Below are 6,987 nucleotides of genomic sequence, written 5' to 3' on the forward strand. Positions count from 1 at the left end.
CTCGTGGCCGCGCCCCGCCGCGCGGTCGGCCGCGCCCCGCCGGGAGGCCAGGCCCGGAGCGACGCCCGCCCGGCGCCCGGCGGCGCCCCGGTCGACCGGGCCGCCGCCGTTGGGTTCGCTCAGCCGGATGTGGCAGACTCGCGGCTCGGCACGTCTCGATCTCACCGCCGACGGAGGTGATCATGCGCGCGACGCACCGCAGGCTGGCGGCGACCGCCGCCGGGTTGATGCTGCTGCCGGTTGCCCTGGTCGGCTGCGGGATCGGCGGCAAGGACGAGGAGAAGTCCGCCGCCAAGCCGGCCCGAGCCCCCGCAGAGGAGGCGGCCACCCGCTCCCGGGAGCGCGTGCAGGCGTACCTCGACGCGATGGCGGCCAAGGACGTCGCCGCCGGCCGCAGCCAGCTCTGCGCTCTGCTGCACGACGGCTTCGACCTGGGCGCCACCGGCCCCAACGGTGACTTCGCCGACCACTTCCAGGTGCCGGAGGCGGCCATCACGGAAATCCGGTCCGGTCCGCTCGGGCAGGAGGTCCGCGTCTCGGTTTCGGTGGCGGTCGGCAAGCGCACCGTCGTCCGGCCGTTGGTCTTCACCGTCACCCGGGACGGAAGCGACTGGTGCATCGCCAGCGAAGCGCCGGGTGAGCCGGCCGCCGCGACGCCGACCGGCGTCGCCCCTACCCGCGCGTCCTGACCAGCGCCCGGCAGGTTGATCTCCCATCTGCCGGAACCGTCCCCCTCGCCGCCCGGGCACCCCGACCGTCGCCGTACGCTTTCTGTCATGCGCCATGAGTGGCATCAGCTGAGCCATCCCGCGGTGGGCAGCCCGGGCCTGCAGACCAGCCGACCGACCGTCGACTCCGCCGAGGACGCCGCGCTCGGTCTGGACCGATGGCGGGAACTGCCCCGCGAGCAGGTCCCGCCGTGGTCCGACCCGGCTGCCGTGGCCGCGGTCTGCAAGGTCCTCGACACCGTGCCGTCGGTCGTCGCGCCCTACGAGGTGGACCAGCTCCGGCAGAAGCTCGCCCTGGTCTGCGAGGGCAAGGCGTTCCTGCTGCAGGGTGGTGACTGCGCCGAGACGTTCGTGGACAACACCGAGAGCCACCTGCTGGCCAACGCCCGCACCCTGCTCCAGATGGCGATCGTGCTCACCTACGGCGCGTCGCTGCCGGTGGTCAAGGTCGCCCGGGTCGCCGGGCAGTACACGAAGCCCCGCTCGCTGCCGACCGACGCCCGCGGCCTGCCCGCGTACCGCGGCGACATGATCAACTCGCTGGAGGCCGACCCGGCCGCCCGGGTCGCCGATCCACAGCGCATGATCCGCGCGTACGCGAACTCGGCGGCGGCGATGAACATGCTCCGGGCGTACCTCGCCGGCGGGCTCGCCGACCTGCACGCCGTGCACGACTGGAACAAGGGCTTCGTGAAGAACTCCCCGGCGGGGGAGCGTTACGAGGCGATCGCCCGGGAGATCGACCGGGCGTTGGCCTTCATCCGGGCCTGCGGCATGACCGACGACGAGGCGCTGCGCACCGTCACGCTCTACTGCTCCCACGAGGCCCTGGCCCTGGAGTACGACCGGGCGCTCACCCGGGTCTCCGACCGTCGGGCGTACGGGCTCTCCGGGCACTTCCTGTGGATCGGCGAGCGCACCCGGCAGATCAGCGGGGCGCACATCGACTTCATCTCCCGGATCGCCAACCCGATCGGGGTCAAGCTCGGCCCGACCACCTCCCCGGACGAGGCGATCGAGTTGTGCGAGAAGCTCAACCCGGACAACATCCCCGGTCGGCTCACCCTGATCAGCCGGATGGGCAACCACCGGGTACGCGACGCGCTGCCGCCGATCGTCGCCAAGGTCACCGCCGCCGGGGCCAAGGTGGTCTGGCAGTGCGACCCGATGCACGGCAACACGCACGAATCGTCAAACGGCTACAAGACCCGGCACTTCGACCGCATCGTCGACGAGGTGCTCGGCTACTTCGAGGTGCACCGGGGGCTGGACACCCACCCCGGCGGCCTGCACGTCGAGTTGACCGGCGAGGACGTCACCGAGTGCCTCGGCGGCGCCCAGGGGATCGAGGATCTCGACCTGCCCGACCGGTACGAGACCGCCTGCGACCCGCGACTGAACACCCAGCAGTCGTTGGAGTTGGCCTTCCTCGTAGCGGAAATGCTGCGTGGCTGAGCTTGCGAGCCCGCAGCCGGCATGACCATGGCTGACGCGAGGAGTGAGCTTACGAGCCCGCAGTCGGCAGTTGAAAGGATGACAGTGCCTGATCTGTTCGTGGACCTGCGGTCCGACACGGTGACCCGACCCACCGCCGGGATGCGGGAGGCGATGGCCACCGCCGAGGTCGGTGACGACGTCTACGGCGAGGACCCGAGCGTCAACGCGCTGGAGGCCGAGGTCGCCGCCTTGTTCGGGCACGAGGCGGCGCTGTTCGCCCCGAGTGGTTCGATGGCGAACCAGATCGCCCTGCAACTGCTGGTGTCGCCCGGCGACGAGTTGCTCTGCGACGCCGACGCGCACGTGGTCACGTACGAGATCGGCGCCGCGGCCGCGTACGGCGGGATCACCTCGCGGACCTGGCCCGCCGTGGGCGCGGACATCGACCCGGAGATGGTGGCCGGGATGATCCGACCGGACGGTTACTTCGCCGTCCCCACCCGCGCGATCGCCGTCGAGCAGACCCACAATCGCGGCGGCGGCGGGGTGATTCCGCTCTCGACCCTGCGGGATCTGCGCGGGGTCGCTGACGAGGCGGGCGTCGCGCTGCACTGTGACGGCGCCCGGATCTGGCACGCGCACGTCGCCGACCAGGTGCCGCTGATCGAGTACGGCCGGCTCTTCGACACGCTGTCGGTGTGCCTCTCCAAGGGCCTCGGCGCACCGGTCGGTTCGCTGGTGATCGGCAGCGCGGAGAAGATCGAACGTGCCCGGCTGATCCGCAAGCGGATGGGCGGGGGCATGCGCCAGGCCGGCATTCTCGCCGCCGCCGGTCGGTACGCGCTCGCGCAGCACATCGACCGGTTGGCCGACGACCACGCGAAGGCGGCCCGGCTCGCCGAGGCGGTCGCGCCGTTCGGTGTGTTGGCCACCACTGTCCGTACCAACCTGGTCGCGCTGGACCTCACCAAGCACACTCTGGACGCGCGGGCCCTGGCTGCCGCGGCGCGGGCCGAGGGCGTACTGATCTCCGTGCTCGGCCCCCGTACCGCCCGCCTGGTCACCCACCTGGGCCTCAGCGACGCGGACATCGACCGCGCCCTGGCAGCCCTACCCCGCATCCTCGCCGCGGCCTAAACCCCCTGACCCCAACCTCGGTGATCAAGAGATTCGCGTCAGATCCCGGTCGCCGGGTGACGCAAACCTCTTGATCAACAAGGTTGGGGTCAGGGGTGGGACAGGCGGGTGAGGGTGGCGATGTCGGCGGCGTGGCCCACCTGCTTCTCGCTGGGGGTTTCCACGACGGTCGGGACCCCAGCGGTCGCCGGGTGCGCCATCAGCTCGGCGAAGGCGGGCTCGCCGATGCTGCCCTTGCCGATGTTCTCGTGCCGATCCCGGGTGGAGCCGCACAGATCCTTCGAGTCGTTGGCGTGGACCAGCTGCAGCCGGTCCGCACCGACGGTGGCCACCAGGGTGTCCAGGGTCGCCGTCATGCCGCCCTCCGCCGCCAGATCGTGGCCGGCCGCCCAGGCGTGGCAGGTGTCGAAGCAGACCCCGAGCATGGGGTGCCCGTCCACCGCGTCCAGGTAGGGCCCGAGCTGCTCCACCCGGGAGGCCAGTGAGCGGCCCCCGCCGGCGCTCGGCTCGACCAGCAACATCGGCCCGCCAGCGGCGGCAGCCCAGTCGAGCAGCGGCAGCAACACCTCGCGGACCTGTCCCATCGCCGCCTCGGCGTGCCCCTCGTCCACCGAACTACCCGCGTGGAACACCACCCCGCGCGCGCCGATCGCCACGCCCCGACGAAGCGCGTGCGCCAGCGTCTCGGCCGACTTCTCGACAGTGGCCGGGGTGGGCGAGCCGAGGTTGACCAGCAGCGCGGCGTGGATGAACGCGGGAATGCCCCGCTCGGCGCAACCGTCGCGGAACAGTGCGTCCTGCGCCGGGTCGCCGTCGGGCAGTGCCCAGCCTCGCGAGTTGGAGACGTAGACCTGCACCACCTGCGCACCGGTCGCGTCGGCGTACGGCAGGGCAGCCTTCGCCAGCCCACCCGAGGTCGGAGTGTGCGTGCCCACCGGCCGCGCGGAGATCGTCGGCATCAGAAGCACGTCAGGGTGACCGGGGTGCCGGGTGCCACCTGCGAATTCTCGCCCGGGATCTGGATCCGGACCACGGCGTTCGGGTTGATCGCCATCGTCACCGGGAAGCCCTGACCCTCCAACGCCTGCTTGGCCTGCTGGCACGGCAGGTCGATCACCCGCGGCATGGCGACCAGCGGTGGCCCCTTGCTGACATCCAGCTTGACCTCGGTGCCCTTCTCCACGCCGGCGCCATCGGCAGGGCTCTGCCCGAGGATCTCGTCCCTCGGCTTGTCGGAGTCCTTGTAGGTCTCCTTCAACACCAGGTTGAGCTGGGCCAGGGTCGTCCGGGCGTCGGTCAGGCTCTTGCCGACCAGGTTCGGCACCGTCACCGGCGCCCTGCCCCGGCTCAGAATGAGGGTGACCTTCGCACCGGGCTTGACCTCGGTGCCCACCTTGGGGGAGCTGTCCACCACGACCCCGGCCGGCAGGCTGTCGTCGTAGCGGGCGGTGCCCCTGGCCACCACCAGCTTCACGTTGACCAGATCCGCCTCGGCGAGCTCGAACTCCTTGCCGATCACGTCCGGTACGGGGAAACGCTCCGGACCGAGGGAGAGGGTCAGGGTGATCGTGCCACCCTTGGCGATCTTGGCAGCGGACGCCGGGCTCTGCTCCAGCACGCTGTCCTTCGGGGCCTTCTCGTCGAAGCGCGGCTCAGCGTACTTGACGAGAAGCCCGCTGCGGTCGGCCCGCGCCTGCGCCTCGGCCTTGCTCAGGCTCACCAACTGCGGAGCGTCCGTGTAGCGGCCGACGCCGAACCACCAACCCCCGAGCGCGGCCACCAGGCCCAGCGTCACGACCACGGCCGCGACGGCCAGCCGGCCACGGGGGTTGCTCAGCACCGTGCTGCGCAGCGCGGCGAGCCGGGCGCCCAGGCCCTCCGCCGGCTCCGGGGCGGCCCGACGCCGCCCCGGCCCCTGACTGCTGGCGCCCTCGGGCAGTCGTGCCCACGACGGGCGGTTGGGCGGCTGGACCGTCGCGACCATCATGGTCGGCTGGGAGAGCGACGGCGCGTCACTGATCGGGCGGAGTACGGCGGTGTGGCTGTTGGCGTCGCCCAGACGATCCCGGGCCACCTGCACCTCGGCCAACAACGCGCCGGCGTCCGCGGGCCGTGCTCCCGGGTCGCGGCGGGTGGCCCGCTGCACCAGGTCGTCGAGGACCGACGGCAGGCCCGGCACCAGCGTCGAGGGCGTCGGCACGTCCCGGTCGACGTGCTGCCAGGCGACGTCCACCGGGCGGTCCCCGTCGTACGGCACCCGGCCGGTGAGCATCTCGAACAGCACGATGCCGGCCGAGTAGACGTCGGTGCGCGGATCGGCGCGGCCCTCGGTGACCAACTCCGGGGCGACGTACGCCACGGTGGCCATCAGTTGGTTGCCCTGCTCCTCGTCGGCGCTCGCCTCGACCGCCCGGGCCAGCCCGAAGTCGGCCACCTTCACGACGCTGTCGACAAGGTTGGCGACGCCACCGGTAGGCGCCTCCGCGACCAGCACGTTCTCCGGTTTGACGTCGCGGTGCACGAGACCGGCCCGGTGCGCGGCGGCGATCGCGGCGAGCATCTGTTCGGCGATGGCCAGCGCCTCGTCCGGGTTGAGCCGGCGCCGCTCGGCCAGCACGTCACGCAGGGTGCGGCCACGGACGTACTCCATCACCAGGTACGGCAGGCCGGCGTGCGTGCCCTGGTCGTAGACCGCCACCACGTTCGGGTGGGTCAGCCGGGCGATGGTCTTCGCCTCGTCGGTGAACCGGGCCACGAAGTTGGCGATCCGGGCTCGTGCCTCGCTGGCCTGGGTCGGGTGAATGATCTTGACAGCGACGGTGCGCTCAAGGCGTTCGTCGGTGGCGGTGTACACGGTCGCCATGCCACCACGGGCCACGCGACCGCGAATGCGGTAGCGCCCGTCGATCAGCGAGCCCAGCAACGTGTCGGCGACCTGAGTGTCCATCGGCAGGCAGTCTATGTGTCCAGAGGGTGAGGGATGAACAGGATGCTACAGCCGTATGCCGAACCGGTCCGTCCCGCCGCGTTCCCCGCCCCTTGTTCGCTGGTCAGCGGCGATCAGGGAAGAGGACGCAGATGGGCCGCCCGGGGTGCCGGTGGCTCGTCGCGGCGGCGGCGTGGCAGGGTGGTCGGGTGACCGAACCCGTACCCGACCAGGCCGCGCCCGGCCTGGAACTCGCCGGCCCCACCGACCCGGCCGACTGGTTGACCCTGCCCGACGTCGCCGAACGCCTCGACGTGTCGATCAGCAAGGTGCACCAGATGATCCGTGACCGGGAGCTGTTGGCGGTCCGCCGCGACGGCGTCCGCCGGATCCCAGCGGACCTGGTTGCCAACCAGACCGCGCTCAAGCACCTGCCCGGCGTGCTCAATCTGCTCGCCGACAACGGCTACGACGACGAGGCCGTCCTGCGCTGGCTCTACGAGCCGGACGACACCCTCCCCGGTGCCACCCCAGCCGCCGCCCTCTCCGGCGACCAGGCCCGCGAGGTAAAACGCCGAGCCCAAGCCCAAGGCTTCTAACCCACCCCGCCCCACCCCAGACCCCCCACCCCGCCCCGCCCCGGTTGATCATGAAGTTATTGCCAACCCGCTCGGCGTGTCGTGGCAATAACTTCATGATCAACGCGGGCCGTGGCCCGCGCCCGCGCCCGCGCCCGCGCCCGCGCCCGCGGGCGCGGGC

General features: G+C 71.8%; 6 protein-coding genes. 4 read left to right on the top strand and 2 right to left on the bottom strand.

Annotated elements, in window-relative coordinates:
• The first annotated feature begins 182 nt into the window (after positions 1-182).
• The 3 genes from ABZ794_RS33620 to ABZ794_RS33630 all read left to right on the top strand — a co-directional run bounded on the left by ABZ794_RS33620 (position 183) and on the right by ABZ794_RS33630 (position 3,302).
• Positions 183-689 carry a hypothetical protein gene (locus ABZ794_RS33620; RefSeq protein WP_357519449.1) on the top strand — a complete coding sequence of 169 codons (507 nt, stop codon included), beginning with the start codon at positions 183-185 and terminating at the stop codon, positions 687-689.
• Positions 690-776: 87 nt separating this feature from the next.
• A complete protein-coding gene (locus ABZ794_RS33625; RefSeq protein WP_112725193.1) occupies positions 777-2,183 on the top strand; it encodes a class II 3-deoxy-7-phosphoheptulonate synthase in 1,407 nt (468 codons plus the stop codon).
• Positions 2,184-2,267: 84 nt separating this feature from the next.
• Positions 2,268-3,302, top strand: a complete 1,035-nt coding sequence (locus ABZ794_RS33630) for a GntG family PLP-dependent aldolase (protein ID WP_210787291.1) — start codon at positions 2,268-2,270, stop codon at positions 3,300-3,302.
• An 89-nt stretch (positions 3,303-3,391) separates the two neighbouring features.
• On the opposite strand, the gene ABZ794_RS33635 is transcribed toward ABZ794_RS33630, so the two are convergent.
• Together ABZ794_RS33635 and pknB are read right to left on the bottom strand one after the other, a co-directional pair.
• Entirely contained in the window at positions 3,392-4,261 is an 870-nt protein-coding gene (locus tag ABZ794_RS33635; protein WP_357519452.1) for a deoxyribonuclease IV, read from the bottom strand.
• Entirely contained in the window at positions 4,261-6,249 is a 1,989-nt protein-coding gene (gene pknB / locus ABZ794_RS33640) for a Stk1 family PASTA domain-containing Ser/Thr kinase (RefSeq protein WP_357519454.1), read from the bottom strand. Before pknB ends, ABZ794_RS33635 begins: the two co-directional genes overlap by 1 nt.
• A gap of 188 nt (positions 6,250-6,437) precedes the next feature.
• Between pknB and ABZ794_RS33645 the strand changes: the two genes are divergently transcribed.
• Positions 6,438-6,827 carry an Rv2175c family DNA-binding protein gene (locus tag ABZ794_RS33645; protein ID WP_238690615.1) on the top strand — a complete coding sequence of 130 codons (390 nt, stop codon included), beginning with the start codon at positions 6,438-6,440 and terminating at the stop codon, positions 6,825-6,827.
• Positions 6,828-6,987 lie beyond the last annotated feature (160 nt).

This window comes from Micromonospora sp. NPDC047187 (assembly GCF_040643355.1).
Taxonomy (GTDB): Bacteria; Actinomycetota; Actinomycetes; order Mycobacteriales; family Micromonosporaceae; genus Micromonospora; species Micromonospora salmantinae.